Source organism: Flavobacterium aquidurense, from assembly GCF_031458035.1.
Classification (GTDB): domain Bacteria; phylum Bacteroidota; class Bacteroidia; order Flavobacteriales; family Flavobacteriaceae; genus Flavobacterium; species Flavobacterium aquidurense_C.
Genome location: NZ_JAVDXR010000010.1, coordinates 99,711 through 125,376, shown reverse-complemented (window position 1 = coordinate 125,376; position 25,666 = coordinate 99,711). Strand labels below are relative to the sequence as shown.

The 25,666-nt window shown below is 34.4% G+C and carries 38 protein-coding genes; 37 read left to right on the top strand and 1 reads right to left on the bottom strand.

The window, feature by feature from the left end:
• Window positions 1-59: 59 nt before the first annotated feature.
• Window positions 60-1,760, bottom strand: a complete 1,701-nt coding sequence (locus J2X17_RS15825; RefSeq protein WP_310300046.1) for a BamA/TamA family outer membrane protein — start codon at window positions 1,758-1,760, stop codon at window positions 60-62.
• A gap of 183 nt (window positions 1,761-1,943) precedes the next feature.
• On the opposite strand from J2X17_RS15825, the gene rpsL reads away from it, so the two are divergent.
• From rpsL to ctlX, 37 genes are all read left to right on the top strand, one after another.
• The gene (gene rpsL / locus J2X17_RS15820) at window positions 1,944-2,327 is read left to right on the top strand and encodes a 30S ribosomal protein S12 (RefSeq protein ID WP_007136570.1); all 384 of its coding nucleotides are present in this window, start codon (window positions 1,944-1,946) and stop codon (window positions 2,325-2,327) included.
• Window positions 2,328-2,441: 114 nt separating this feature from the next.
• Window positions 2,442-2,918, top strand: a complete 477-nt coding sequence (gene rpsG, locus J2X17_RS15815) for a 30S ribosomal protein S7 (protein ID WP_007803600.1) — start codon at window positions 2,442-2,444, stop codon at window positions 2,916-2,918.
• A gap of 10 nt (window positions 2,919-2,928) precedes the next feature.
• On the top strand, window positions 2,929-5,085 hold the full coding sequence (gene fusA / locus J2X17_RS15810; RefSeq protein WP_026982959.1) for an elongation factor G: 2,157 nt from the start codon (window positions 2,929-2,931) through the stop codon (window positions 5,083-5,085).
• Between the two features lie 11 nt (window positions 5,086-5,096).
• Window positions 5,097-5,402, top strand: coding sequence for a 30S ribosomal protein S10 (gene rpsJ, locus J2X17_RS15805; RefSeq protein WP_007803605.1), 306 nt, complete (start codon window positions 5,097-5,099; stop codon window positions 5,400-5,402).
• A 403-nt stretch (window positions 5,403-5,805) separates the two neighbouring features.
• Entirely contained in the window at window positions 5,806-6,423 is a 618-nt protein-coding gene (rplC, locus tag J2X17_RS15800) for a 50S ribosomal protein L3 (RefSeq protein WP_026982958.1), read from the top strand.
• Window positions 6,423-7,052, top strand: a complete 630-nt coding sequence (rplD, locus tag J2X17_RS15795) for a 50S ribosomal protein L4 (RefSeq protein ID WP_026982957.1) — start codon at window positions 6,423-6,425, stop codon at window positions 7,050-7,052. Before rplC ends, rplD begins: the two co-directional genes overlap by 1 nt.
• A gap of 7 nt (window positions 7,053-7,059) precedes the next feature.
• Window positions 7,060-7,350: a 50S ribosomal protein L23 gene (gene rplW, locus J2X17_RS15790; RefSeq protein WP_007803621.1), complete on the top strand. Its 291-nt coding sequence runs from the start codon at window positions 7,060-7,062 to the stop codon at window positions 7,348-7,350.
• A gap of 9 nt (window positions 7,351-7,359) precedes the next feature.
• On the top strand, window positions 7,360-8,184 hold the full coding sequence (rplB, locus tag J2X17_RS15785) for a 50S ribosomal protein L2 (protein WP_007803623.1): 825 nt from the start codon (window positions 7,360-7,362) through the stop codon (window positions 8,182-8,184).
• Between the two features lie 6 nt (window positions 8,185-8,190).
• On the top strand, window positions 8,191-8,469 hold the full coding sequence (rpsS, locus tag J2X17_RS15780) for a 30S ribosomal protein S19 (RefSeq protein ID WP_012022488.1): 279 nt from the start codon (window positions 8,191-8,193) through the stop codon (window positions 8,467-8,469).
• 6 nt (window positions 8,470-8,475) lie between these two features.
• Window positions 8,476-8,889, top strand: a complete 414-nt coding sequence (rplV, locus tag J2X17_RS15775) for a 50S ribosomal protein L22 (RefSeq protein ID WP_007803631.1) — start codon at window positions 8,476-8,478, stop codon at window positions 8,887-8,889.
• Between the two features lie 5 nt (window positions 8,890-8,894).
• Complete coding sequence (rpsC, locus tag J2X17_RS15770; protein ID WP_007803635.1) at window positions 8,895-9,656, top strand: 30S ribosomal protein S3; 762 nt, start codon at window positions 8,895-8,897, stop codon at window positions 9,654-9,656.
• A 19-nt stretch (window positions 9,657-9,675) separates the two neighbouring features.
• Window positions 9,676-10,101 carry a 50S ribosomal protein L16 gene (gene rplP / locus J2X17_RS15765; protein WP_007803637.1) on the top strand — a complete coding sequence of 142 codons (426 nt, stop codon included), beginning with the start codon at window positions 9,676-9,678 and terminating at the stop codon, window positions 10,099-10,101.
• Between the two features lie 13 nt (window positions 10,102-10,114).
• The gene (rpmC, locus tag J2X17_RS15760) at window positions 10,115-10,306 is read left to right on the top strand and encodes a 50S ribosomal protein L29 (RefSeq protein ID WP_007803639.1); all 192 of its coding nucleotides are present in this window, start codon (window positions 10,115-10,117) and stop codon (window positions 10,304-10,306) included.
• 17 nt (window positions 10,307-10,323) lie between these two features.
• Window positions 10,324-10,584 (top strand): 30S ribosomal protein S17, encoded by a 261-nt coding sequence (rpsQ, locus tag J2X17_RS15755; protein WP_007803646.1) that lies wholly within the window; start codon window positions 10,324-10,326, stop codon window positions 10,582-10,584.
• A 2-nt stretch (window positions 10,585-10,586) separates the two neighbouring features.
• Complete coding sequence (gene rplN, locus J2X17_RS15750; protein WP_007803649.1) at window positions 10,587-10,955, top strand: 50S ribosomal protein L14; 369 nt, start codon at window positions 10,587-10,589, stop codon at window positions 10,953-10,955.
• Window positions 10,956-10,966: 11 nt separating this feature from the next.
• Window positions 10,967-11,281, top strand: a complete 315-nt coding sequence (gene rplX / locus J2X17_RS15745; RefSeq protein WP_007803650.1) for a 50S ribosomal protein L24 — start codon at window positions 10,967-10,969, stop codon at window positions 11,279-11,281.
• 2 nt (window positions 11,282-11,283) lie between these two features.
• Entirely contained in the window at window positions 11,284-11,835 is a 552-nt protein-coding gene (rplE, locus tag J2X17_RS15740) for a 50S ribosomal protein L5 (RefSeq protein ID WP_017495015.1), read from the top strand.
• A 3-nt stretch (window positions 11,836-11,838) separates the two neighbouring features.
• Complete coding sequence (rpsN, locus tag J2X17_RS15735) at window positions 11,839-12,108, top strand: 30S ribosomal protein S14 (protein ID WP_007803655.1); 270 nt, start codon at window positions 11,839-11,841, stop codon at window positions 12,106-12,108.
• 104 nt (window positions 12,109-12,212) lie between these two features.
• Entirely contained in the window at window positions 12,213-12,611 is a 399-nt protein-coding gene (rpsH, locus tag J2X17_RS15730) for a 30S ribosomal protein S8 (protein WP_007803657.1), read from the top strand.
• A gap of 18 nt (window positions 12,612-12,629) precedes the next feature.
• Complete coding sequence (gene rplF / locus J2X17_RS15725) at window positions 12,630-13,172, top strand: 50S ribosomal protein L6 (RefSeq protein WP_310300033.1); 543 nt, start codon at window positions 12,630-12,632, stop codon at window positions 13,170-13,172.
• 11 nt (window positions 13,173-13,183) lie between these two features.
• A complete protein-coding gene (rplR, locus tag J2X17_RS15720) occupies window positions 13,184-13,534 on the top strand; it encodes a 50S ribosomal protein L18 (RefSeq protein WP_031456035.1) in 351 nt (116 codons plus the stop codon).
• A 3-nt stretch (window positions 13,535-13,537) separates the two neighbouring features.
• Window positions 13,538-14,062 (top strand): 30S ribosomal protein S5, encoded by a 525-nt coding sequence (gene rpsE, locus J2X17_RS15715; RefSeq protein ID WP_085950926.1) that lies wholly within the window; start codon window positions 13,538-13,540, stop codon window positions 14,060-14,062.
• Window positions 14,063-14,074: 12 nt separating this feature from the next.
• Window positions 14,075-14,257 (top strand): 50S ribosomal protein L30, encoded by a 183-nt coding sequence (gene rpmD / locus J2X17_RS15710; protein WP_017495010.1) that lies wholly within the window; start codon window positions 14,075-14,077, stop codon window positions 14,255-14,257.
• An 11-nt stretch (window positions 14,258-14,268) separates the two neighbouring features.
• Complete coding sequence (rplO, locus tag J2X17_RS15705; protein WP_026982954.1) at window positions 14,269-14,721, top strand: 50S ribosomal protein L15; 453 nt, start codon at window positions 14,269-14,271, stop codon at window positions 14,719-14,721.
• A gap of 13 nt (window positions 14,722-14,734) precedes the next feature.
• Window positions 14,735-16,081, top strand: a complete 1,347-nt coding sequence (gene secY, locus J2X17_RS15700) for a preprotein translocase subunit SecY (RefSeq protein WP_310300029.1) — start codon at window positions 14,735-14,737, stop codon at window positions 16,079-16,081.
• A 7-nt stretch (window positions 16,082-16,088) separates the two neighbouring features.
• Complete coding sequence (gene infA / locus J2X17_RS15695; RefSeq protein ID WP_007136545.1) at window positions 16,089-16,304, top strand: translation initiation factor IF-1; 216 nt, start codon at window positions 16,089-16,091, stop codon at window positions 16,302-16,304.
• 12 nt (window positions 16,305-16,316) lie between these two features.
• Window positions 16,317-16,433, top strand: coding sequence for a type B 50S ribosomal protein L36 (gene ykgO, locus J2X17_RS15690; protein WP_072945378.1), 117 nt, complete (start codon window positions 16,317-16,319; stop codon window positions 16,431-16,433).
• Between the two features lie 2 nt (window positions 16,434-16,435).
• Window positions 16,436-16,810 (top strand): 30S ribosomal protein S13, encoded by a 375-nt coding sequence (rpsM, locus tag J2X17_RS15685; RefSeq protein ID WP_007803675.1) that lies wholly within the window; start codon window positions 16,436-16,438, stop codon window positions 16,808-16,810.
• 8 nt (window positions 16,811-16,818) lie between these two features.
• Window positions 16,819-17,202: a 30S ribosomal protein S11 gene (rpsK, locus tag J2X17_RS15680; protein ID WP_007803677.1), complete on the top strand. Its 384-nt coding sequence runs from the start codon at window positions 16,819-16,821 to the stop codon at window positions 17,200-17,202.
• A gap of 92 nt (window positions 17,203-17,294) precedes the next feature.
• A complete protein-coding gene (gene rpsD, locus J2X17_RS15675) occupies window positions 17,295-17,900 on the top strand; it encodes a 30S ribosomal protein S4 (RefSeq protein ID WP_026982953.1) in 606 nt (201 codons plus the stop codon).
• Window positions 17,901-17,921: 21 nt separating this feature from the next.
• A complete protein-coding gene (locus J2X17_RS15670) occupies window positions 17,922-18,914 on the top strand; it encodes a DNA-directed RNA polymerase subunit alpha (protein ID WP_026109818.1) in 993 nt (330 codons plus the stop codon).
• Between the two features lie 36 nt (window positions 18,915-18,950).
• A complete protein-coding gene (gene rplQ / locus J2X17_RS15665) occupies window positions 18,951-19,439 on the top strand; it encodes a 50S ribosomal protein L17 (RefSeq protein WP_310300023.1) in 489 nt (162 codons plus the stop codon).
• A gap of 252 nt (window positions 19,440-19,691) precedes the next feature.
• Window positions 19,692-20,810, top strand: a complete 1,119-nt coding sequence (carA, locus tag J2X17_RS15660; protein WP_310300170.1) for a glutamine-hydrolyzing carbamoyl-phosphate synthase small subunit — start codon at window positions 19,692-19,694, stop codon at window positions 20,808-20,810.
• A gap of 101 nt (window positions 20,811-20,911) precedes the next feature.
• The gene (eno, locus tag J2X17_RS15655) at window positions 20,912-22,204 is read left to right on the top strand and encodes a phosphopyruvate hydratase (RefSeq protein ID WP_310300020.1); all 1,293 of its coding nucleotides are present in this window, start codon (window positions 20,912-20,914) and stop codon (window positions 22,202-22,204) included.
• Between the two features lie 155 nt (window positions 22,205-22,359).
• A complete protein-coding gene (locus J2X17_RS15650; protein WP_310300017.1) occupies window positions 22,360-23,637 on the top strand; it encodes a citrate synthase in 1,278 nt (425 codons plus the stop codon).
• A 65-nt stretch (window positions 23,638-23,702) separates the two neighbouring features.
• The gene (locus J2X17_RS15645; protein ID WP_310300014.1) at window positions 23,703-24,617 is read left to right on the top strand and encodes a dimethylarginine dimethylaminohydrolase family protein; all 915 of its coding nucleotides are present in this window, start codon (window positions 23,703-23,705) and stop codon (window positions 24,615-24,617) included.
• Between the two features lie 60 nt (window positions 24,618-24,677).
• Complete coding sequence (gene ctlX, locus J2X17_RS15640) at window positions 24,678-25,613, top strand: citrulline utilization hydrolase CtlX (RefSeq protein ID WP_310300012.1); 936 nt, start codon at window positions 24,678-24,680, stop codon at window positions 25,611-25,613.
• Window positions 25,614-25,666: the final 53 nt, after the last annotated feature.

Genomic DNA, 25,666 nt, shown 5'->3' with positions numbered 1-25,666 from the left:
CAAAACTCTTAATAATTTGTTAACTTTCCTAGTGATTTTTTTTTTTTTTTAATTAAAGATTAAAATTTAACATTATAACATATGTTTATGATAGTGTTATATAATTGCATGTCTTGTAAATCTGTACTTCCATTTGTGAGAGTTATCTTAAGTAGTCCGTTCGGTGTTTGAAGTACAGATCCAATTCCAAATCCTATTAATTTTTTAATCTTGTTAGGGTTGATTGTTGCTGTTAAGTCTTGGTATAACCCGTAATCGGCAATTGTGTTTGCGTACATGTTTTTTGAAAATTTATAACGATACTCTGTAAGAATAAGTAAATTGAAATTTGATTGTAAGCTGTTTTCTAAAAAGCCTCTTATGGAGTTCATTCCGCCAAAATGAAATAATTCGTTAGAAAAGTAGTTTTTGCTATCGAGATAAAAATTTTGTGAATTTATGTTAATGAAATTTTTCTCATTTAGCTCGAAATTATAAGATGCATTGAGGTTGATGTAAAATTGTTTAACGGACCCTGCTGTTTCTGAATTGTTATTTGTGTTTCTTTTCCCGTAGCCAATCGTGCAGTTTATATTTGCCTTTTTTGGAAGTAGATTGTTAAAGTTGTCTATTTTTTTAAATTCGTAATTTGAAGTTATGTACGAGTTTTTAAAATCGGAAATTGTTGCATTATTGATGTTTTGAATATCACTTGATTCTGTAGATTGATATCCTGCATAAATTTTTGAATTGTAATTTATGTAATAGCCTAGGTCGATTCCTGTTTTTGTATTTTGAAAAGTGCTATCCTGTTTAAAAATATTTAATTGAGCTTTTACTCCTAATGGTGATTTGAATATGTATGGTATTTCAAGTTTTGTATTGAAGGTCTTTTGTTGATTGCCATCACTTTTCCAATACAATGAAAATTGCTCTCCTGAATGTAGTATGTTGATTAATGAGACGTCTAAGTATCCGTTAAGAATTACTTTTTTATTTTCGTCGTTAGAAAATCCGATATATCCGTCAAAGGTGTTGGCTTTTCTTTTGTCAAGATAGATGTAAATTTTAGTAGAATCGTTGGTGAATAATATTTCCGGGAATTTAGTTTGAGTTACAAATTCAAAGTTGTTAATTTCATTATATAATTCTGTGGTTATTTCCTGATTGAAAGTTTTGTTGATGTATTTTTTGTTGAGCTGTTTTAAATGGCTTTTTGGGAAATTTTTCTTTTCACTGTTATTTGCGTAATTTAGAATAATGGAATTTACCTGTCGTTTTTTTTCTGATTTGAAATTTAGATCGGCAAAAATTATCAAATTCTCTCTTCGGATGTTTTCCAGTTTTATCTTGCTTAACGCGTAACCTTGTTTTTCTGCCTCAATTATTTTTTGATTTAAATAGTTTTCAGTGTCTTCGTACGGGATAATTATCGTGTCATTTTTTGCATCAGCTGAATTACAAAACGGATTTTTTATACCTATATATATATGTATCTTTTTGATTCTTGTTTCTAGGCTGATAATTGATTGGTAGGTGCTGTCATTTATCTTATTGATTTCTATGATTTTATTATCTAAATAGCCTTTTTTTGAGAGCTTTTGAGAGGCGTTGTTTATTTCGTTATATAATGATTTGATGTTTGGGTGTTTTGTCTTGTATTTTATCGAGTCAATGATTTGATTTTCATTATCATTTATCCCGTTTATTTTTAAGTGAAAATTTTGGGCATAACAACCCAAACATGTGCTAAGAAAAAATATGTAAAATAACTGTTTCAAATGCAATTGTTTCGTTTATTAAATGTATTGCAAATATCTATTGTTTGTTTGTAAAATCATAAGCTTAAATAATGTTATTGAAAATTAATGAATTAACGTTTGTATAGTGAAAAATATTTTATACATTTGCAACCCCGTAAAAAGCGGGAATTTAATATACATAATAAATTTTTAGTATTAATTATGCCAACAATTCAACAATTAGTAAGAACAGGAAGAACTCAGATAACTAAGAAGAGTAAATCGGTTGCTTTAGATTCTTGTCCTCAAAGAAGAGGGGTTTGTACGCGTGTTTACACTACTACACCAAAAAAACCAAACTCTGCAATGCGTAAAGTTGCGCGTGTACGTTTGACAAATGGTAATGAAGTGAATGCTTACATCCCTGGAGAAGGACACAATTTACAAGAGCACTCGATAGTATTAGTTAGAGGCGGAAGGGTAAAAGATTTACCAGGTGTTAGATATCATATCGTTCGTGGAGCGCTTGACACGTCAGGAGTTGCAGGAAGAACGCAAAGAAGATCTAAGTACGGTGCTAAACGCCCAAAAGAAGCAAAAAAGTAATTTAAAACGTTAAGAGTTGGAGGTTAGGAGTTGAGGGTTAGATTGAGGCGAAAGTTTTAATTCTATAACAAAACATTTAACGGATAACCTATAACTTTTTATTAAAAAAAAGACATGAGAAAAAGAGCGGCAAAGAAAAGACCACTTTTACCAGATCCGAGGTTTAACGACCAATTGGTAACACGTTTTGTGAACAACTTAATGTGGGATGGTAAGAAATCTACAGCTTTCAAAGTATTTTATGATGCTATTGACATCATTGAGTCTAAAAAGCAAGATTCAGAAAAATCTTCATTAGAAATTTGGAAAGATGCTTTAACAAACGTTATGCCTCACGTAGAAGTACGTAGTCGTAGAGTAGGTGGAGCTACATTTCAAATTCCAATGCAAATTAGACCAGACAGAAAAATTTCTATGGCAATGAAGTGGTTAATACTTTATTCTAGAAGAAGAAATGAAAAATCTATGGCACAACGTTTAGCGTCAGAATGTTTAGCTGCTGCTAAAGAAGAAGGTGCTGCGGTTAAGAAAAGAATGGATACTCACAAGATGGCAGAAGCTAATAAAGCTTTCTCTCACTTTAGATTTTAATTCGTAAGAAATGGCTAGAGATTTAAAATATACAAGAAATATCGGAATTGCTGCTCACATTGATGCTGGTAAAACAACAACAACTGAGCGTATCCTTTTTTATACTGGAAAATCACATAAAATTGGTGAAGTACACGATGGTGCTGCAACAATGGACTGGATGGCGCAAGAGCAAGAAAGAGGTATTACAATTACTTCTGCTGCTACAACTTGTGAGTGGAATTTCCCAACTGAGCAAGGTAAGCTTTTGCCAAACTCATTGCCTTACCACTTTAATATTATTGATACTCCTGGACACGTTGACTTTACTGTAGAGGTAAACCGTTCTTTACGTGTACTTGATGGATTAGTTTTCTTGTTTAGTGCTGTTGATGGTGTTGAGCCACAATCAGAAACTAACTGGAGACTTGCAGATCAATATAGAGTTCCACGTATGGGATTCGTTAACAAGATGGACCGTCAAGGATCTAACTTTTTGGCAGTTTGTCAACAAGTTCGTGATATGTTGAAATCAAATGCTGTTGCGATCACTTTGCCAATTGGTGAAGAAAATGATTTCAAAGGTGTTGTGGATTTAGTAAAAAACCAAGCTATCATTTGGCATGATGCAACTCAAGGGGCAACTTTTGATATTGTTGAGATTCCTGCTGATATGGTTGCTGAAGTTAAAGAGTATAGAGATATTCTTATTGAAGCAGTTGCTGATTACGATGAGAACTTGCTTGATAAGTATATGGAAGATCCAGATTCTATCACAGAGGAAGAAATTAACAATGCTCTTAGAGCTGCAACTATGGATATGGCTATCATCCCGATGATTGCTGGTTCTTCTTTCAAAAACAAAGGAGTTCAGTTCATGTTAGATGCAGTTTGTAAATATTTACCTTCTCCAATGGATAAGGAAGGTATCGAAGGAATTCATCCTGATGATGCTGAATTATTAGAAGAAGATCAAACTAAAATTTTACGTCGTCCAGATGTAAAAGAGCCGTTCGCTGCTTTAGCATTTAAAATTGCTACTGACCCATTTGTAGGTCGTTTAGCTTTCTTCCGTGCTTACTCAGGACGTTTAGATGCTGGTTCTTATGTTTTGAACACTCGTTCAGGAAGTAAAGAAAGAATTTCTCGTATCTACCAAATGCACGCTAACAAACAAAATCCAATCGAATATATTGAGGCTGGAGATATTGGAGCTGCTGTTGGATTTAAAGATATCAAAACTGGAGATACATTGTGTGATGAAAAACACCCAATTATTCTTGAGTCTATGAAATTCCCTGCACCGGTAATTGGTATTGCAATTGAGCCTAAAACTAAAGCTGACGTTGATAAAATGGGTATGGCTTTGGCTAAATTAGCTGAAGAAGATCCAACATTTACTGTTAGAACAGATGAGGCTTCAGGGCAAACTATTATCTCAGGTATGGGTGAGCTTCACTTAGATATCCTTGTAGATCGTATGAAACGTGAATTTAAAGTTGAAGTAAACCAAGGTGAGCCTCAGGTTGAATATAAAGAAGCGTTTACAAGAACTGCTACACACAGAGAAACTTACAAGAAACAATCAGGAGGTCGTGGTAAATTCGGTGATATCGTATTTACACTAGAGCCAGCTGACGAAGTTGACGGTAAAGTTCCTGTTGGATTACAGTTTATTAATGCAGTAAAAGGTGGTAACGTTCCTAAAGAATATATCCCTTCTGTAGAAAAAGGTTTCCGTGAAGCTATGAAAACTGGTCCATTGGCAGGTTACCAAGTGGATAGTTTAAAAGTAACTTTGACGGACGGATCTTTCCACCCTGTCGATTCTGATGCGCTTTCTTTTGAGTTAGCTGCTAGAATGGGTTATAGAGAAGTAGCTAAAGCTGCTGGTGCGATTATTTTGGAGCCAATCATGAAAATGGAAGTTATTACTCCTGAAGAAAACATGGGAGATATCGTTGGTGATATCAACCGTCGTAGAGGTCAGGTAAATGACATGGGTGACAGAAACGGTGCTAAAACTATTAAAGCTGATGTGCCTTTATCAGAAATGTTTGGATATGTAACAACATTAAGAACATTATCTTCTGGTAGAGCAACTTCAACAATGGAGTTTTCTCACTATGCAGAAACACCTTCTAATATTTCAGAAGCTGTAATTAAAAAAGCAAAAGGTAACGCTTAATTCTTAAGAAAATGAGTCAAAAAATCAGAATAAAACTAAAATCTTACGATCACATGTTGGTAGATAAATCTGCTGAAAAGATCGTAAAAACAGTAAAAACTACTGGAGCAGTTGTAACAGGTCCAATTCCGTTGCCAACTCACAAAAAACTTTTCACTGTGTTACGTTCTCCGCACGTTAACAAAAAAGCGAGAGAGCAATTTGAAGTAATGTCATACAAGAGATTGATTGATATTTATTCATCTTCATCTAAAACTATTGATGCATTAATGAAACTTGAATTGCCAAGTGGAGTTGAAGTAGAGATAAAAGTATAATTTTTTGTTATATTTTATAAAAAAAAGCGAGACAGAAATGTCTCGCTTTTTTGTTTCTATTGGAGTCTGGGTTTTTGTTTTCGCGGTGTTTTATTTTTGAGGTTTGGTGTAAGCGTTTTAAGTGAAATGTCTTTTATTTAGGGTGTTGCCGATGTTTTTTCTATTGTCAGTTATGTAAATGTTAAGAAAGATATCGCTCGAGATTAAGAAACGTAAATTTATTTTTTCGTATAAATTTTAATCTGAAGAGGGTTATGGTGATCGTTTGATTTTGATAATGAGCAATTTAATTTTTGTAACTGTTTGGTATATTCGATTTTAATGTCTACTTTTGCACTCCCTGTTTGGAAATTTCTGTTATTTTCAAATTGAAGGGAATTTTAGTAATTAATAATTAATATTTATGTCTGGGTTAATTGGTAAAAAAATCGGCATGACTAGTATTTTCGACGAAAACGGGAAAAACATTCCTTGTACAGTAATCGAGGCTGGGCCGTGTGTTGTTACCCAAGTCAGAACCAAAGGTGTTGACGGGTACGAAGCGTTGCAACTAGGTTTCGATGACAAAAACGAGAAACATTCTACTAAAGCGGCTGTAGGTCACTTTAAAAAAGCTGGAACTGTTGCTAAGAAAAAAGTCGTTGAATTCCAAGATTTCGCAACTGAACAAAAATTAGGAGATCTTATTGATGTTTCTATTTTTGCTGAAGGAGAATTTGTAGATGTACAAGGTGTATCTAAAGGTAAAGGTTTTCAAGGTGTTGTAAAACGTCACGGATTTGGTGGTGTTGGTCAAGCAACTCATGGTCAACATAACCGTTTAAGAGCGCCAGGTTCTGTGGGAGCTTCTTCTTATCCATCTAGAGTATTCAAAGGAATGCGTATGGCTGGAAGAATGGGAGGAGATAATGTAAAAGTACAAAACCTTAGAGTTTTAAAAGTAGTTGCTGAAAAGAACCTACTTGTTATTAAAGGATGTGTTCCTGGACATAAAAACTCTTATGTAATCATTCAGAAGTAATGGAAGTAAAAGTATTAGATTTCAACGGAAAAGATACTGGAAGAAAAGTTCAACTTTCTGATTCAGTATTCGCAATTGAACCAAACAATCACGCTGTATACCTTGATGTTAAGCAATATCTTGCTAATCAAAGACAAGGTACTCACAAAGCTAAAGAAAGAGCTGAAGTGACAGGAAGTACACGTAAGATTAAAAAACAAAAAGGAACTGGTACTGCTCGTGCGGGAAGTATTAAGAATCCATTGTTTAAAGGTGGTGGAACAGTTTTCGGACCAAGACCAAGAAGTTATTCATTCAAATTGAATAAATCTTTGAAAAGATTGGCTAGAAAATCAGCTTTCTCAATCAAAGCAAAAGAGGCGAATATCATCGTTCTTGAAGACTTTAATTTTGAAGCGCCAAACACTAAAAATTTCATTAACGTTTTGAAAGCTTTAGGGTTAGAAAATAAAAAATCTCTATTTGTGTTGGGAGAGTCGAATAAAAATGTATATTTGTCCTCACGCAATTTAAAGGCTTCTAATGTCGTAACTAGCTCAGAATTAAGCACTTACGCTATTTTAAACACTAACAATTTAGTGCTTTTAGAAGGTTCTTTGGAGTTAATTGAAGAAAATTTAAGCAAATAATAGGAATATGAGTATCATAATTAGACCTATAGTAACAGAAAAAGTAACCAAAGAAAGTGAAGTTTTAAACCGCTTCGGATTCGTTGTTGACAAAAAAGCAAACAAAGTTCAAATTAAGAAAGCTATTGAAGCTGCTTATGGAGTAACTATCGTTTCAGTTAACACGATGAACGTAAGACCGGATAGAACTACAAAATACACTAAAAGTGGTTTGATCAGTGGAAAGACAAATGCAATTAAGAAAGCGATTGTTCAAGTACAAGAAGGAGAAACAATTGATTTTTACAACAATATCTAAGATAGAAAAATGTCAGTAAGAAAATTAAAACCTATTACCCCAGGTCAGCGATTTAGAGTTGTGAATGGTTATGACGCCATTACAACTGATAAGCCGGAACGCTCTTTGATAGCGCCGATAAAAAACTCTGGAGGTAGAAATAGTCAAGGAAAGATGACCATGCGTTATACGGGTGGTGGTCACAAGCAGAGATATCGTATTATTGATTTCAAAAGAACTAAAGACGGAATTCCGGCTACAGTGAAATCAATCGAATACGATCCAAATCGTACTGCATTTATCGCTTTATTAGCTTATGCTGATGGTGAGAAAACTTATGTAATTGCTCAAAACGGATTGAAGGTTGGTCAGAAATTAGTTTCTGGTCCAGAATCTCAACCGGAAATTGGTAATACATTGCCTTTAAGCAGAATTCCTTTAGGAACTGTAATCTCTTGTATTGAGTTACGTCCAGGTCAAGGAGCAGTAATCGCTCGTTCGGCTGGTACATTTGCTCAATTAATGGCAAGAGATGGAAAATATGCTACAATTAAAATGCCATCTGGTGAAACAAGATTGATCTTGTTAACTTGTTCGGCTACAATTGGAGCTGTTTCTAATTCAGACCACCAATTAGTTGTATCAGGAAAAGCTGGTAGAACAAGATGGTTAGGAAGAAGACCTAGAACAAGACCTGTTGCAATGAACCCTGTTGATCACCCAATGGGTGGTGGAGAAGGACGTTCTTCTGGTGGACATCCACGTTCAAGAAATGGAATACCAGCAAAAGGTTATAGAACTCGTTCTAAGAAAAACCCGAGTAACAAGTATATCGTAGAACGTAGAAAGAAATAATAAGATATGGCACGTTCATTAAAAAAAGGACCTTTCGTTCATTATAAGTTAGACAAGAAAGTTCAGGAAAACGTAGAAAGTGGTAAAAATAGTGTAGTAAAGACTTGGTCTAGAGCTTCTATGATTACTCCGGATTTCGTTGGACAAACAATCGCAGTTCATAACGGTCGTCAATTTGTACCAGTTTACGTAACAGAAAACATGGTAGGTCACAAATTAGGAGAGTTTTCACCAACTAGATCTTTTAGAGGTCATGCTGGAGCAAAAAATAAAGGTAAAAAATAAGAAGCAATGGGAGTTCGTAAAAGAGAAACAGCAGATGCGAGAAAAGAGGCTAATAAGTCTATTGCTTTCGCAAAATTGAATAACTGCCCTACTTCACCTAGAAAAATGCGCTTAGTAGCGGACTTGGTAAGAGGTCAGAAGGTAGAAAGAGCACTTAACATCTTAAGATTCAGTTCTAAAGAAGCTTCAAGAAAATTAGAGAAACTATTATTATCTGCAATCAACAACTGGGAGCAAAAAAATAGTGAAGGTAATTTAGAAGAAGCTGGATTATTTGTTAAAGAGATCAGAGTAGATGGTGGAATGATGTTGAAAAGACTTCGTCCAGCTCCACAAGGTCGTGCACACAGAATAAGAAAACGTTCTAATCACGTAACAATCGTGCTTGGAGCTATCAATAACACACAAAGCAATTCTTAAGCAGCATGGGACAAAAGACAAATCCAATTGGAAATAGACTTGGTATCATCAGAGGGTGGGACTCAAACTGGTATGGTGGAAATGATTACGGTGATAAACTTGCCGAAGATCACAAAATCAGAAAGTATATCCACGCTCGTTTATCAAAAGCTAGTGTATCAAAAGTAATCATCGAGAGAACTTTGAAACTTGTAACCGTTACTATCACTACTGCTAGACCTGGTATCATTATCGGAAAAGGCGGACAAGAGGTAGACAAGTTAAAAGAAGAACTTAAGAAAGTTACTGACAAAGAGGTTCAAATCAACATCTTTGAAATTAAAAGACCTGAATTAGATGCTTATCTTGTGGCGACAAGCATCGCTCGTCAAATCGAAAGCCGTATCTCTTACAGACGTGCAATCAAAATGGCTATTGCTGCTTCTATGCGTATGAACGCTGAAGGTATCAAAGTTTTGATTTCTGGTCGTTTGAATGGTGCTGAGATGGCGCGTTCAGAAGGTTTCAAAGAAGGTAGAATTCCTCTATCAACTTTCAGAGCTGATATTGATTATGCTTTGGCTGAAGCTCACACTACTTACGGTAGAATGGGTATCAAAGTATGGATCATGAAAGGTGAAGTTTATGGAAAGAGAGATCTTTCTCCACTTGCAGGAATGGATAAAAAACAATCTGGAACTGGTGGTGGTAAAGGTGGCGATTCTCCGAGAGGAGACAGAAAGCCTTTTAATAAAGGTGGAAAACCAGACGCTCGTAAAAGAAAGTAAATTTTTAAACTAAAGAAAAATGTTACAGCCTAAAAGAACAAAATACCGTAAGGTACAGAAAGGTAAAATGAAAGGTAACTCTCAAAGAGGGCATGAACTTTCTAATGGAATGTTTGGTATTAAATCTGTACATGAAGATGGAATGTTCTTAACGTCTCGTCAAATCGAAGCTGCGCGTATTGCTGCAACTCGTTTCATGAAGAGAGAAGGACAATTATGGATCAAAATATTTCCAGACAAACCAATTACTAAGAAGCCTCTTGAGGTACGTATGGGTAAAGGTAAAGGTGCCGTTGAATATTGGGCTGCCGTTGTTAAACCCGGAAGAATTATGTTTGAAGTTGGAGGAGTTCCTTTATCAGTTGCAAAAGAGGCGTTACGTCTTGCAGCTCAAAAGCTTCCAGTAAAAACTAAGTTCGTCGTTGCTAGAGATTTCGAAGCATAATTAAATTTATATTATGAAACAATCAGAAATAAAAGATCTTTCTGCAGCGGAGTTGCAAGAAAAACTTAGTCAAACTAAGAAAATATATGCTGACCTAAAAATGGCTCACGCTATTTCTCCAATTGAGAACCCACTTCAAATTAGAAGTGTAAGAAGAACAGTTGCAAGATTGGCTACAGAGTTAACTAAAAGAGAGTTACAATAATTGTATTCTGCTGAAAGATGGAAGAAAAAAGAAATTTAAGAAAAGAAAGAATAGGTGTTGTTACTTCAAATAAAATGGATAAGTCTATTGTTATTGCTGAAGTAAGAAAAGTAAAACACCCATTATACGGTAAGTTCGTGTTGAAAACAAAGAAATACGTTGCACACGACGAAACAAACGACTGTAACATTGGAGATACTGTAAGAATTAGCGAAACGCGTCCTTTAAGTAAAACAAAATGTTGGAGATTAGTTGAAATCTTAGAAAGAGCTAAATAATTATGGTACAACAGGAATCAAGACTAAAAGTAGCAGATAACACGGGAGCAAAAGAAGTTTTAACTATCCGTGTTTTAGGAGGTACCAAAAGAAGGTATGCCTCTGTTGGTGACAAGATTGTAGTATCTATTAAAGATGCAACTCCTAACGGTAACGTTAAAAAAGGAGCTGTTTCAACTGCAGTTGTTGTACGTACCAAAAAAGAAGTGAGAAGAGCTGATGGTTCTTATATCCGTTTCGATGATAATGCATGTGTTCTTTTGAACGCTGCAGGGGAAATGAGAGGAACTCGTGTTTTTGGTCCGGTAGCAAGAGAACTTCGTGAAAAACAATTCATGAAAATTGTATCATTAGCACCAGAAGTGCTTTAATTCGTTTTAAGATGATAAAGCTAAAAATAAAATCAGGAGATATCGTAAGAGTTATTGCTGGAGACCATAAAGGTGCTGAAGGTAAAGTTTTACGTGTTTACCGTGAGAAAAATAAAGCGATAGTTGAAGGTGTAAACATGGTTTCGAAACATACAAAACCAAGTGCTAAAAACCCTCAAGGTGGTATCGTTAAGAAAGAAGCTTCTATACAAATATCTAACATTTCACTAATTGATCCTAAAACAAAGGAAACAACTAGAGTTGGTATTAGAGTAGAAGGAGATAAGAAAGTAAGATTTTCAAAAAAATCTAATCAAGTACTATAGTAATGGCATATACACCTAGACTAAAAGAAGAATATAAGAGTAGAGTAATCTCTGCTCTTAAAGAGGAATTCGGATATACAAACGTAATGCAAGTTCCAAAACTTGAAAAAATCGTTTTGAGCCGTGGAGTTGGTGCAGCTGTATCTGATAAAAAACTTATTGACTATGCAGTTGATGAGTTGACAAAGATCACTGGACAAAAAGCAGTATCTACAATTTCAAAGAAAGACGTTGCGTCATTCAAATTGAGAAAAGGGATGCCTATTGGAGCAAAAGTTACTTTACGTGGTGAAAGAATGTATGAGTTTTTAGATAGACTTATTACTTCTGCTTTGCCACGCGTTAGAGATTTTAGTGGTATCAAAGCTACTGGTTTCGACGGAAGAGGTAATTACAATCTTGGAGTTTTAGAGCAAATCATTTTCCCGGAAATTGATATTGACAAAGTAAACAAAATTTCAGGAATGGATATTACATTTGTTACTACTGCAAAAACAGACAAGGAAGCAAAGTCATTATTGGCTGAATTAGGATTACCTTTTAAAAAGAATTAAGACATGGCTAAAGAATCAATGAAAGCCCGCGAGGTTAAAAGAGAGAAAACGGTAGCAAAGTATGCTGAGAAAAGAAAAGCTTTGAAAGAAGCTGGAGATTTTGAAGGTTTACAAAAATTACCTAAAAATGCTTCACCAGTTCGTTTGCACAATCGTTGTAAATTAACAGGTAGACCAAGAGGGTATATCCGTCAATTCGGTATTTCACGTGTAACTTTCCGTGAGATGGCTAATAATGGATTAATTCCTGGAGTTAAAAAGGCTTCTTGGTAATCTCGCAATAAGTTACTACTTTTGCAAACCAAAAAATAATTTTAATTGATTAAAGGTTCGGGAGGCGAGTGCCTCCCGAAAACCATAATCGCAATCAAATACATATGTATACAGATCCTATTGCAGATTATTTGACTAGAGTTCGTAACGCTGTGGCTGCAAACCACAAAGTTGTTGAAATTCCAGCTTCTAATCTAAAAAAAGAAATAACTAAGATCTTATTTGATCAAGGTTATATCTTGAGTTACAAATTTGAGGACAACACTGTTCAGGGTTCAATCAAAATCGCTTTAAAGTATGATAAAGATACTAAAGAGCCTGTAATTAAAGATATCCAAAGAATTAGTAAACCTGGTTTACGTAAATATGCAGGTGCTGCCAAATTACCAAGAATCCTTAATGGATTAGGAATTGCTATTGTTTCAACTTCAAAAGGTCTTATGACTGGAAAACAAGCGAAACAATTAAATGTAGGTGGTGAAGTAATTTGTTACGTATACTAATTTTAAAGACTAAATAAGATGTCAAGAATAGGTAAAAGCCCAATTGTAGTCCCTGCTGGCGTAACTGTAGAAGTTAAAGACGGTATTATTACAGTAAAAGGAAAAAAAGGTCAACTAACTCAGGAGTTTTCGGACGTAACTGTAACAGTTGAAGGCGATCAGGTTCAAGTTGAAAGATCGTCTGATCATAAAGACCAAAGAGCAAAACACGGATTATACAGATCATTAATCAATAACATGATTGTTGGAGTAAATGAAGGTTTTACAAAAGAACTAGAATTAGTTGGAGTTGGTTATAGAGCTTCAAACCAAGGTCAGAAATTAGATTTAGCTCTTGGATATTCTCACAATATTGTTTTAGAAATTGCTCCGGAAGTAGCTTTAGAAACAATATCTGAAAAAGGTAAAAACCCTATCGTAAAATTAACATCATTTGATAAACAACTTTTAGGTCAGGTTGCTGCGAAAATCAGAGGTTTCCGTAAGCCAGAACCATACAAAGGAAAAGGTGTTAAATTTGTGGGTGAAGTATTAAGAAGAAAAGCAGGTAAATCAGCTTAAAAAATAAGATTATGTCATTAACAAAATCTGATAGAAGACAGAGAATTAGATTCAGAATTAGAAAATCGATTAGTGGTACTGCTGCTAACCCAAGACTATCTGTATTTAGAAGTAACAAAGAAATTTACGCTCAACTTATTGATGATGTAAATGGAGTTACTATATTAGCTGCATCTTCAAGAGAAAAAGAAATAGGAAAAGGTACTAACGTTGAAGTAGCTGCTGCTGTTGGAAAACTAGTTGCTGAAAAAGCGTTAAAAGCTGGGATTGATACCATCACTTTTGATAGAGGAGGTTATTTATATCACGGTCGTATTAAATCATTAGCAGAAGGCGCAAGAGCGGCTGGACTTAAATTCTAATATATTATGTCTAAATACAAAAATGTAGAATTGGTAAAACCAAGTGGTCTTGAACTTAAAGATCGTCTGGTAAGTGTTAATCGTGTTACTAAAGTTACAAAAGGTGGTAGAGCTTTCGGTTTTTCTGCTATTGTAGTTGTAGGTGATGAAAATGGAGTGGTGGGTCACGGATTAGGAAAATCTAAAGATGTTTCTGAAGCAATTGCGAAAGCAGTAGAAGATGCTAAGAAAAATTTAGTAAAAATTCCTTTGAATGGACAATCAGTTCCTCACGAACAAAAAGGTAAATTTGGTGGTGCACGTGTATTCTTAATTCCTGCCTCTCATGGTACAGGAGTTATTGCTGGTGGAGCTGTTCGTTCAGTTCTTGAATCAGTTGGTATTCACGATGTATTATCTAAATCTCAAGGATCATCAAATCCTCATAACGTAGTGAAAGCAACTTTTGATGCTTTATTACAAATGAGAAGCGCTCACACTGTTGCAAAACAAAGAGGTGTTTCTTTAGAAAAAGTTTTTAAAGGTTAATTCAAGGAAATTATGGCTAAATTATTAGTAAAACAAGTAAGAAGCAAAATCAACTGTCCTCTTTCTCAAAAGAGAGGTTTGGAAGCTTTGGGTCTACGTAAAATGGGACAAGTTGTAGAGCATGATTCAAACCCTGCTATCCTTGGGATGATAAACAAAGTTAAACACTTAGTTTCTGTCGAAGAAGCTAAATAACAAATACTGTTATGAATTTAAGTAACTTACAACCAGCTGAAGGGTCAACACACAATCAAAATAAAAGATTAGGTAGAGGAGAAGGTTCTGGAAAAGGTGGCACTGCTGCTAGAGGTCACAAAGGAGCAAAATCTCGTTCTGGTTATTCTAAAAAGATTGGTTTTGAGGGAGGGCAAATGCCACTTCAAAGACGTGTGCCTAAGTTTGGTTTCACAAACATCAATCGTAAAGAATACGAAGGTGTTAATTTAGATACGCTTCAATTATTAGTAGACAATGGTGTGATTACTGATTCTGTTTCTATGACAGATTTCGTTGCAAACCGTCTGGCTACCAAAAATGAAATCGTTAAGATTTTAGGTAGAGGAGAATTGAAAGCAAAATTAAAAGTAACTGCCCACAAATTTACTGCTACTGCAAAAGCTGCTATTGAAGCTGCTGGAGGAGAAGCTGTAACAATATAACTTATCTATTAAGATGAAGAAATTTATTGAATCAATAAGTAATGTTTGGAAAATCGAAGAACTGAAAAACAGAATCTTAATTACATTAGGACTGCTTTTGGTATATCGTTTTGGTGCACACGTTACGCTTCCGGGGATTGACGCAACTCAATTAACTGGTTTAGCGGGACAAACTAAAAATGGTCTAGGATCTATCTTAGACATGTTTACAGGAGGTGCTTTCTCTAAAGCTTCAGTTTTTGCTTTAGGTATTATGCCTTATATTTCTGCATCTATTGTTGTTCAGTTAATGGGAATTGCTATTCCTTACTTACAAAAACTTCAAAACGATGGAGAAAGTGGTAGAAAAAAGATTAACCAAATCACTCGTTGGTTGACTATAGCTATTACACTGGTTCAAGGTCCAACTTATATCTATAATTTATACAGAACATTGCCTGGTAGTGCATTCTTACTAGGCTTTAATTCTCCTGAATTTTTGTTCTCGTCAGTTATTATCCTAGTTACAGGTACAATTTTTGCTATGTGGCTTGGAGAAAAGATTACAGATAAAGGTATTGGAAATGGAATTTCATTATTGATTATGGTTGGTATTTTAGCGAGATTACCTCAGGCTTTCATGCAGGAGTTTTCTTCGAGAGTTACCAATAACAATGGTGGTCCAATGTTATTAGTTATTGAAATTATTGTGTGGTTATTGGTTATCATTTCTTGTGTATTGCTTACAATGGCAGTACGTAGAATTCCGGTTCAATACGCTCGTCGTACTACAACTGGAGATTACGAGCAAGATTTAGCAGGTGGTAATAGACAATGGATTCCTCTTAAGCTTAATGCTGCCGGAGTTATGCCAATCATTTTTGCTCAGGCAATTATGTTTATCCCTGCTGCTGTAGCTGGATTGTCTAAATCAGATACATCACAATCTATTGTTGGTGCATTTAGTAATATGTTTGGTTTCTGGTATAATTTTGTATTTGCAACTTTAATTATTGTATTTACATTCTTCTATACTGCAATCACTGTACCTACTAACAAAATGGCTGATGATTTAAAAAGAAGTGGTGGTTTTATTCCGGGCGTTCGTCCAGGAGCTGAAACTTCAGACTTTTTAGATAAAGTGATGTCTTTAATAACTTTCCCAGGATCTTTATTCCTTGCTTTGATTGCTGTGTTCCCAGCTATTGTTGTAAGTATTATGGATGTACAACAATCTTGGGCAATGTTTTTTGGAGGTACCTCATTAATAATTATGGTTGGAGTTGCAATAGATACTATTCAACAAATCAATTCATACTTGTTAAACAAACATTATGATGGTTTAATGAAGACTGGTAAAAATAGAAAAGCAGTAGCTTAATATATTTATGGCAAAACAATCAGCAATAGAACAAGACGGATCAATCATTGAAGCATTGTCAAATGCAATGTTCCGTGTAGAGTTAGAAAATGGACATATTGTAATTGCTCATATTTCTGGTAAAATGCGTATGCATTACATCAAGTTATTACCTGGTGATAAAGTGAAACTAGAAATGAGTCCTTATGATTTGTCAAAAGCAAGAATTACTTATCGATATTAAAGGATATTCACTATGAAAGTTAGAGCATCAGTAAAAAAGAGAAGTCCCGAGTGCATCATTGTGCGTAGAAAAGGGAGATTGTACGTAATAAACAAAAAGAATCCTAGATTTAAACAAAGACAAGGATAATTATGGCAAGAATAGCAGGGGTAGATATCCCAAAAAATAAAAGAGGTGTTATAGCACTTACCTATATCTTTGGATTAGGAAGAAGTAGAGCTATTGAGATTTTAGAAAAAGCTCAAGTTAGCCAAGACAAAAAAGTTCAAGATTGGAATGATGACGAGATCGGAGCGATTCGTGATGCAGTTTCATTTTACAAAATTGAAGGAGAATTACGTTCTGAAGTTTCTTTGAACATCAAACGTTTAATGGATATTGGTTGTTACAGAGGTATCCGTCATAGATCTGGTCTTCCGTTAAGAGGACAAAGAACTAAAAACAACTCTAGAACAAGAAAAGGTAAAAGAAAAACTGTTGCTAACAAGAAAAAAGCAACTAAATAATAAGTAATATGGCTAAAGCAACTGCAAAAAAACGTAAAGTTATCGTTGAATCAACGGGTGAAGCTCATATTTCTGCCACTTTCAACAACATTATCATTTCTTTGACAAATAAGAAAGGTGAAGTTATTTCTTGGTCTTCAGCTGGTAAAATGGGTTTCAGAGGTTCTAAAAAGAATACTCCGTACGCAGCTCAAATGGCAGCAGAAGATTGTAGTAAAGTAGCTCTTGAGGCAGGACTTAAAAAAGTGAAAGTTTATGTAAAAGGACCAGGAAACGGACGTGAGTCTGCTATCCGTTCTATTCATAACGGTGGAATTGAAGTTACTGAGATTATCGACGTTACTCCAATGCCTCACAACGGATGTCGTCCTCCAAAAAGACGTAGAGTTTAATTTATTTATTATAGTATAACAAGGTAGAATATAGATTATCGAAGGATTTGACCTGAATTCATAATCTCTACCTTAAATTTAATTTTTTAGAAATGGCAAGATATACTGGTCCTAAAACTAGAATTGCTCGTAAATTTGGCGAAGCAATCTTCGGAGATGACAAATCTTTCGAAAAAAGAAATTACCCACCTGGACAACACGGGATGGCTAAAAAAAGAGGTAAAAAATCTGAGTATGCTGTTCAGTTAATGGAAAAGCAAAAAGCTAAATATTCTTACGGAATTTTAGAAAAACAATTCAGAAATTTATTCAAAAAAGCATCAGCTACTAAAGGTGTTACTGGTGAAGTTCTTTTACAATTATGTGAGGCAAGATTAGATAACGTTGTTTTTAGAATGGGTATCGCTCCTTCTAGAAGAGGTGCTAGACAATTAGTTTCTCACAGACACGTTACTGTTAATGGTGAAGTTGTAAATATCGCTTCTTACCACCTTAAACCTGGTGATAAAGTTGCAGTTCGTGAAAAATCTAAATCTTTAGAAGCTATCGAACGTTCTTTATCAAATTCAAGTCATGTTTATGAATGGATTACTTGGAATAATGATCTTAAAGAAGGAACTTTTGTTTCTGTACCTGCAAGACTTCAAATTCCAGAAAACATTAAAGAACAATTAATCGTAGAGTTGTACAACAAATAATAATTGACTTAGTCGAAATTTATGGCAATATTTAATTTTCAAAAGCCCGATAAAGTTATCATGATCGATTCAACCGATTTTGAAGGTAAATTCGAATTTAGACCTTTAGAACCTGGTTACGGATTGACAGTTGGTAATGCACTTAGAAGAGTTTTGCTTTCAGCATTAGAAGGTTATGCAATTACATCTGTTCGTATCGAAGGTGTAGATCATGAGTTTTCTACTATTTCAGGTGTTGTTGAAGATGTTACCGAAATTATCCTTAATCTTAAACAAGTACGTTTCAAACGTCAAATTGAAGATATCGATAATGAAGCAGTTACAATTTCTGTTTCTGGTAAAGATCAATTGACAGCAGGTGATTTTCAGAAATTTATTTCAGGTTTCCAAGTTTTGAATCCAGACCTTGTTATCTGTAATTTAGATTCTAAAATCAAATTGAACTTCGATTTAACTATCGAAAAAGGTAGAGGATATGTTCCTGCTGAGGAGAACAAAAAACAGAATGCTGCAATTGGAACCATTTTTACAGATTCAATTTTTACTCCGGTAAAAAATGTAAAATATGCAATTGAAAACTTCCGTGTAGAGCAAAAAACAGATTATGAAAAATTAGTTTTTGAAATCAAAACTGATGGATCTATTAATCCAAAAGATGCTCTTACTGAAGCTGCAAAGGTTTTAATTCACCACTTCATGTTGTTTTCTGACGAAAGAATTACACTCGAGGCTGACGAAATTGCACAAACAGAATCGTATGATGAAGAGTCATTGCATATGAGACAATTGCTTAAAACTAAGCTTGTTGATATGGATTTATCTGTGAGAGCATTAAATTGCTTGAAAGCGGCTGAAGTTGATACACTTGGTGATTTAGTATCGTTCAATAAAAATGACCTAATGAAATTCCGTAATTTTGGTAAAAAATCTTTAACAGAGCTAGATGAACTTGTAGCAGTTAAAAATTTAACTTTCGGAATGGACTTAGCTAAATACAAATTAGATAAAGAATAATTCAATCCGCCACGGCGGATTAAATTTAAAATAGCAATGAGACACGGAAAAAAATTCAATCACTTAAGCAGACAGACTGGACATAGAAAAGCTATGTTAGCTAATATGGCTTGTTCTCTTATTGAGCACAAACGTATTAACACTACTGTTGCTAAGGCTAAAGCGCTTAAACAATTCGTTGAGCCTTTAATCACAAAATCAAAAGAAGATACGACTCACAATCGTCGTATTGTTTTTGCTTACTTACGTAGCAAATATGCGGTAACTGACTTGTTCAGAGACGTAGCTGCTAAAGTTGGAGACCGTCCAGGTGGATACACTCGTATCATTAAAGTTGGAAATCGTTTAGGAGATAATGCTGATATGGCAATGATCGAACTTGTAGATTTCAATGAACTTTACAATGGAGGTAAAAAAGAAGTTAAAAAAGCAAAAAGCCGTCGTGGTGGTAAAGCAAAAAAAGCTGAGGATACTCCTGAAGCTCCTGCTGCTGAACCAGAAGCGTCTACTGAAGCTGCTGAATAATTATGAAAGTAATGATTCTATAAAAATCAAGGATAAGCTAATTTTTAGTTTATCCTTTTTTTTTTGCTTTTTTTTTTAGAGAATGCAATTTTTAACTTATTTCAATCGTACGGTTTTATTTTTATGAATGAAATTTTTAAAATATCTTGGTAGCACTCTTTTAAAGAAGTAAATTTGCAAAATATCTAATTACAAATGGAGAGGGTTGACCTGATTCCATCGGACGATAAAAAAAACAATACAAATTTAAGAATGAAATACACGACACGACAAAGCGCCATTTTATTACTTAGTGATGGAACTATTTTTCACGGAAAATCTATCGGAATTAGCGGTAAAACTTTTGGTGAAGTTTGTTTTAATACTGGAATGACCGGATATCAAGAGATTTTTACAGATCCTTCATATTTTGGGCAAATAATGGTTGCAACGAACGCACACATTGGAAATTATGGTGTTAATGATTTAGAGATTGAATCAGATAGTATAAAAATTGCTGGTTTAGTTTGTAAAAACTTCAGTTTTAATTATTCTCGTGAATTGGCTTCTGGAAGTTTGGAAGATTATTTTACGAAACAGAATTTAATCTGTATCTCAGATGTGGATACCAGGGCTCTTGTGAGTTATATACGTGATAACGGAGCTATGAATGCTGTTATCTGTACAGACGGAACTTCAATTGAGGATTTGAAAAAAGAATTAGCGAATGTTCCAAACATGGAAGGTTTAGAGTTGGCTTCTAAAGTTTCAACAACTGAACCTTATTTTTTTGGAGATGAAAATGCTACTTATAAAATCTCAGCTTTAGATTTAGGAATAAAGAAGAACATCTTAAGAAATCTTGCAAAAAGAGATTGTTACATAAAAGTGTTTCCTTATAATTCAACTTATAAAGATCTGGCGGAGTTTAATCCGGATGGATATTTCTTGTCAAATGGACCTGGAGATCCGGATCCTCTTTTTGGAGCTATTGAAATTGCTAAAGAAATTTTGGCTAATGACGAGCCATTGTTTGGGATTTGTTTAGGACATCAGGTAATTGCTTTGGCAAATGGAGTTCAAACTTATAAAATGTTTAATGGACACCGTGGTATAAATCACCCGGTAAAAAATATAATTACTGGTAAAGGTGAAATTACATCTCAGAATCATGGTTTCGCTGTTAATAAGGAGCAGTTAGATAATCATCCGGATTTAGAGATTACGCATTTGCACCTGAATGACGGTACTGTTGCAGGAATGCGCATGAAAAATAAGAATTGTTTTTCAGTACAATATCATCCGGAAGCAAGTCCTGGTCCACACGATTCTTCATATTTGTTCGATCAGTTTGTAGAGAACATAAAAGTGGCTTCTGCTAAAACGATGTAGTTAATAAATAAAGGTATTTAATTATTAAATAACGTATTTAGTATTAAATATTTTTATAATTTCGAAAAATATTTATAATTTATTAATAAAAAACAAAAATAATGAGTATTATAATAAAAGTTCACGCAAGACAAATTTTTGATTCTAGAGGTAATCCTACTATTGAAGTTGATGTAGTAACTGAAAATGGAGTTTTAGGAAGAGCTGCTGTTCCATCTGGAGCATCAACTGGAGAGCACGAAGCTGTTGAATTACGTGATGGAGGTAAAGCTTATCTAGGAAAAGGAGTTTTGAACGCGGTGAATAATGTAAATACTGTTATTGCTGAAGAGTTAGTTGGAACTTCTGTTTTTGAACAAAACACTATCGATCAATTGATGATTGATTTAGACGGAACTCCAAACAAATCTAAGTTAGGAGCTAACGCTATTTTAGGAGTTTCTTTGGCTGCTGCTAAAGCTGCTGCTAACGAACTTGGATTACCATTGTATAGATATGTTGGTGGAGTTTCTGCTAATACATTGCCTGTTCCAATGATGAACATTATCAATGGTGGTTCTCACTCTGATGCGCCTATTGCATTCCAGGAATTTATGATTTTCCCTGTAAAGGCAACTTCATTCACTCACGCGATGCAAATGGGAACTGAAATATTCCATAGTTTGAAAAAAGTATTGCACGACAGAGGTTTAAGTACTGCTGTAGGTGACGAAGGTGGTTTTGCACCAAACTTGGCAGGTGGTACAGAAGATGCTTTAGATACTATTAAATTAGCAGTTGAAAAAGCTGGATATTCTTTTGGAGACGAAATTGTAATTGCTCTTGACTGTGCTGCATCTGAATTTTATGTAAACGGAAAATACGATTATACTAAATTTGAAGGTGAAACTGGAAAAATCAGAACTTCTGAAGAGCAAGCTGATTATTTAGCTGAACTTGCTGCTAAATATCCAATTATTTCTATCGAAGATGGTATGTACGAAGATGACTGGGATGGATGGAAATACTTAACTGATAAAATTGGTGATAAAGTTCAATTAGTGGGTGACGATTTATTTGTTACTAACGTAGAGCGTTTATCTACTGGTATTCAAAAAGGAATTGCAAATTCAATTTTAGTAAAAGTAAACCAAATTGGAACTTTAACTGAAACTATTGCAGCTGTAAATATGGCTAAAAATGCAGGTTATACTTCAGTAATGTCTCACCGTTCAGGAGAGACAGAAGATAATACTATTGCTGATTTAGCTGTAGCTTTAAACTGTGGTCAAATTAAAACAGGTTCAGCTTCTCGTTCTGATCGTATGGCAAAATACAATCAATTATTAAGAATTGAAGAAGAATTAGGAAGTACTGCTTATTTTCCAGGGTTAAATGCTTTCAAAATCAAATAATTGTAAGAGTTATACACAGATTTAAAACCATTCGTTTTTACGGATGGTTTTTTTTTGGAGTTTTAACAAATTCATAGCAGTATTCTTTTTTTAATTAGTCTTAAATTCCTTAGATTTGATAAATTATTATTTTAAAGAATTATTTCCGATATATTATGTCAAAAATAGCTACATTAGAAGTAGATGGTCAAAAAATTGAACTTCCTGTAATCACGGGAAGCGAAAATGAATCAGCTATCGATATTAACAAATTACGTGATTTAACTGGCGTTATTACAATTGATCCAGGTTATAAAAATTCTGGTTCTTGCAAAAGTGAAATCACTTTCTTAGACGGAGAATTAGGAATTTTGCGTTACAGAGGATATTCAATCGAAGACTTAGCTGAAAAAGCAAACTTTTTAGAAGTATCTTATCTTTTAATTTTTGGTGAATTGCCAACAGCTCAACAATTAGAGCAATTTGAAAATGATATTAAAAAGCATACTTTGGTAAACGAAGAGATGAAAAATATCATTGATGGATTTCCAAAAACAGCTCACCCAATGGGCGTTTTATCTGCTTTGACCAGTGCTTTAACAGCATTTAATCCAAAAGCGGTAAACGTTGACAATGAAAAAGAAATGTATGAAGCTATTTGTAAAACAATGGCAAAATTTCTTGTAATAGCTACTTGGACATATAGAAAATCAATGGGTTATCCGTTGAATTATTACGACAACACCAAAGGGTATGTAGAGAACTTTATGCAATTAATGTTTCAATTGCCTACAGGACCTTACAAAGCAAATCCAGTTGTTGTTGATGCCTTAGATAAATTATTCATTCTTCATGCAGATCACGAACAAAACTGTTCTACATCTACAGTAAGAATGGTTGGTTCATCCCATGCTGGTTTATTCGCTTCAATTTCTGCAGGAGTTTCTGCACTTTGGGGACCACTTCACGGTGGAGCAAATCAAGCTGTTCTTGAAATGTTAGAAGAAATCAACAAAGATGGTGGTGATACGGATAAATTCTTAGCAAAAGCAAAAGATAAAAACGACCCTTTCCGTTTAATGGGATTCGGACACAGAGTTTATAAAAACTTTGATCCAAGAGCAAAAATCATAAAAAAAGCAGCTAAAGAAGTTTTAGAAACTTTAGGTGTTAATGATCCGATTTTAGAAATTGCTAAGAAATTAGAAGCTGCTGCTCTTGAAGATGAGTACTTCAAATCAAGAAACTTATATCCAAACGTTGACTTTTACTCTGGAATTATTTACAGAGCTTTAGGAATTCCAACTGATATGTTTACAGTAATGTTTGCTATTGGTAGATTACCGGGCTGGATCGCACAATGGAAAGAAATGCGTGAAAACAAGGAACCAATCGGAAGACCTAGACAAATTTACACTGGACATCCTTTGAGAGACTTTAAGTCTAACAAATAAAATAACTTTAAAGCTTCACTTAACTGTGAAGCTTTTTTTATATTTGCTCAAAATATAATAGAGTTATGTTGCAATTAAATATAAAGAACGAAACGTCAAGACTGCGTGCTGTAGTTTTGGGTTCTGCCGTTCATAATGGGCCAACGCCATCACTTGATGAAGCTTACGATCCCAAATCATTGGAACATATTAAAGCAGGAACTTATCCAATCGAAAAAGATATGGTTGTTGAAATGGATGCTTTTAATGCCGTTTTTCAAAAATATAAAGTAGAAGTTTATCGCCCGGAAATGATTGAAAATTACAATCAGATTTTTGCGAGAGACATTGGTTTTGTAATTGATGACACATTTGTAAAATCAAACATATTGCCTGACAGAGAACGTGAGTTAGATGCAATTCAATACATAATCGATCAAATGGATCCTCTCAAAGTAGTTCGTCCGCCGGAAGAAGTTCATATTGAAGGTGGAGATGTAATGCTGTGGAATGATCATATTTTTATCGGAACCTATAAAGGAAGTGACTATAAAGATTATATTACTGCCAGAACAAATATCCAGGGTGTAAATTATATTAAAGAGTTGTTTCCAAATAAAATTGTCAAGGAATTTGATTTAGTGAAGTCTAAATTAGAAGCTCGTGATAATGCGCTACATCTTGATTGTTGTTTTCAGCCTGTTGGAAAGGATAAAGGAATTATTTACAAAAGAGGTTTTCGTGAAGAAGCGGACTATTTGTATCTGGTAAATCTTTTCGGGAAAGAAAATTTATTTCATATCGAAAGAAATGAAATGTATAATATGTTTTCAAATGTTTTTTCAATTGATGAAAATATTGTTGTTTCTGAGAAAAATTTCACTCGTTTAAATAACTGGCTTCGTGCAAATGGATTTACTGTTGAAGAAATTCCTTATGCTGAAATTGCAAAACAAGAAGGTTTATTAAGGTGTTCAACTTTGCCATTAATTAGAGATTAAAAAAGTTTCAAGTTTCGCGAACAACTTGAAATCTGAAGCTTGAAACAAAATATAAAGAATATGAAACAAAATACAAACGCAATTGTAATGATCCGGCCAGTTGCATTCAGAATGAATGAGCAAACGGCTGTAAATAATTATTACCAAAAAGTGTTAGATGGACTTTTGCCAAGTACGGTAAATGCTAAAGCACAGCAGGAATTTGATGCTTTTGTTGAAAAACTGAGAGCAGTTGGAGTTGATGTTACTGTTATTGATGATACTTTAGAGACAGATACTCCGGATAGTATTTTTCCAAATAACTGGGTTTCATTTCATGAAAATGGGGATGTGGCTTTGTACCCAATGTTTGCTGAGAATCGTCGTCAGGAACGTCGTGAAGATATTTTGGATACTCTTGAAGAAAAGGGTTTTGTGATTTCTAATATAATGGACTACACTTCTGCAGAAGAAGACGGTTATTTTTTAGAAGGGACAGGAAGTTTACTTTTGGACAGAGCGAACGGAAAAGCGTATTGCGCTTTGTCTCCTCGTGCTGACGAAGAATTGTTTATTGAATTCTGTGAAGATTTTGATTATGCGCCGGTTATTTTTGAAGCTTTTCAAACTGTTGACGGCGAACGTAAATTGATTTATCACACGAATGTGATGATGTGCCTGGGAGAAACTTTTGCAGTAATTTGTGCTGATTGCATAGATGATAAAAAAGAACGTAAAATGGTTCTTGAAAATCTGAAGGCAGATAATAAAGAAGTTATTCTGATTACAGAGGCTCAGGTGAATAATTTTGCTGGAAATATGTTGGAAGTTAGAGGTACTAATGATAAAAAGTATATTGTCATGAGTGCATCAGCACACCAAAGTTTAACGCCAAAACAAATTGCACAATTAGAAAAACATGCCGAAATTTTGAGCTCAAGTTTAGATACTATTGAAGCTTGCGGAGGTGGAAGTGCAAGGTGTATGATGGCAGAAGTGTTTTTGCCAAGAAATTAAATAGAACTTTTAAGAAATAAAAAAGGGATAAAGCTTATGTTTTATCCCTTTTT